Origin of the sequence: Sinomonas sp. G460-2 (assembly GCF_047759905.1) — a bacterium.
Lineage (GTDB): Bacteria > Actinomycetota > Actinomycetes > Actinomycetales > Micrococcaceae > Sinomonas.
Window position 1 is genome coordinate 1 of record NZ_JBKZWT010000490.1, and the last position, 1821, is coordinate 1821.

2 protein-coding genes are annotated in these 1821 nt (G+C 72.7%); one reads left to right on the forward strand and one right to left on the reverse strand.

Annotated features, from left to right (window positions below):
• Positions 1–76 precede the first annotated feature (76 nt).
• Positions 77–1150 (reverse strand): LacI family DNA-binding transcriptional regulator, encoded by a 1074-nt coding sequence (locus ACLN58_RS21770; protein ID WP_415857297.1) that lies wholly within the window; start codon positions 1148–1150, stop codon positions 77–79.
• Positions 1151–1281: 131 nt separating this feature from the next.
• On the opposite strand from ACLN58_RS21770, the gene ACLN58_RS21775 reads away from it, so the two are divergent.
• A partial coding sequence (locus tag ACLN58_RS21775) for an acetylxylan esterase (RefSeq protein WP_415857298.1) occupies positions 1282–1821 on the forward strand: 540 nt, incomplete at its 3' end.

Here is a 1821-nt window from a genome sequence, read left to right on the forward strand (position 1 = left end):
GCTTTCCAGCCCGCCCAACCCGCCCAACCCGACCTTCCCGCCCAGGCGTCGCTCACCCCGGCGCTACGCGCCTCGCTCACGCGTCCGCCACGGTCTCGGCCCGCCCAGCCCCAGTCTTCCCAGCCCTGGCCCGAGGCTTATCCGCCGGCGCAGCGCCGACGCTCGCGCGGACCTCGAGACGGGGCGTGACGGTCACGTCGTGCGCGGGCTCGCGGTCGCTGAGCACGGCCCACAGGCGTTCCCACGCCTCCTCGCCGAGTTGGGTCTGCGGCACTGACGCCGTGGTGAGCGCGGGGGAGGCGAAGCGCGCGAAGGGGATGTCGTCGAAGCCAGTCACGGAGAGCTGGCCCGGCACGTCCACGCCGGCCTCGTGCAGGGCTCCGAGGAGGCCGAGCGCCACGAGGTCGTTGAAGCACACCGCCGCCGTCGCCCCGGTAGCGAGCACGGCGTCCCTGGCCCGGTAGCCGTCCTCGAACATGGCGCCGCACGGGACTTCGACGATCTCGGGGCTCTGATCGCCGAGGAGGTGGTGCAGCGCCTCGAGGCGAGCGCGGTTGCCGTACGATCCGCCCGGCCCCGCGAGGTACGCGACGCGCCGGTGCCCGAGCCGCTGGAGCTCGGAGACGATCGCGCGGATCCCAGCGCCGTAGTCCACGGCGAGGCTCGGCACGCCGGGTACGGGGCTCTCCCGGTTCACAAGCACCACGGGGGCCAGCTCCGGGAGGAGGTCGCCGAGCACGGCGGAATCCATACGCGGCGAGACGAGCACGAGGGCGTCGCAGCGGCGCCGCGCCTCGCGGGCCAGGATGACCTCCTCGTCCGGGTTCTCGATCGAATCGGCCACGAGCACGCGGTAGCCGGCCTTCGCGGCCGCGCGGCTCAGGCCTCGGAGAGTTTCCTGAAACATGGGGTTGCCGAGGTCCGGGACCACGATCGCGACCGTCTGCGTGCGGCCCATCGCGAGACTGCGGGCCACGGTGCTCGGGGAGTAGTTGAGCTGTTCGGCGGCTTCGCGGACGCGGCGGCCGATCTCGGGGTCCACGGTCGCGAGGCCGTTCATGACGCGGGAGACGGTCGCGCGGGAGACCCCTGCGGCTTCGGCGACGTGGGCGATCGTCACGTGCCGCCCGGCGTGCGTGGTGCGTGCCATGTGACCTCCTGTGCGGCCGCGAGGGGCCGGTCCACGGGGACGATTTGCCCCCCAATTCGTCGAGTCTAGCAACCGGTTACCGCCGTCGGGAGGGGTGTCAGAAAGCGCTTTCCGGGCTAGAATTCCATACTATGCCAGCCACCGATCTGCCCCTGCCCGAGCTGCGCGCGTATCGCGGCAGCAGCCCGCTCCCCGCCGACCTCGTCGCCTTCTGGGACGTGACCATCGCCGAGGCGCAAGAGCACCCCCTCGACGCGCGCTTCGAGCGCGTCGAGACGCACCTGCCCCTCATCGAGACCTACGACGTCACGTTCGCCGGCTACGGCGGCGACCCCATCAGGGCCTGGCTGCACCTGCCGGCCGCCCGGGCGGGGGAGGAACGGGAGCCGCTGCCCGCCGTCGTCCATTTCCTGGGCTACTCGGGCGGGCGCGGGCTCGCGCACCAGAACACGCTGTGGGCCCAGGCGGGCTACGCGATGCTCATCATGGACTCGCGCGGGCAGGGCTACGGGGGCCAGCTCGGCGAGACCCCGGACCCGCACCCGAGCGCGGGCGGCGTGAGCTACCCGGGGCTCATGACGCGCGGCATCCTCAGCCGGGAGACGTATTACTACCGGCGCATCTTCACCGACGCGGTCCGCGCGATCGAGGCCGTCCAGGCGCATCCGGCC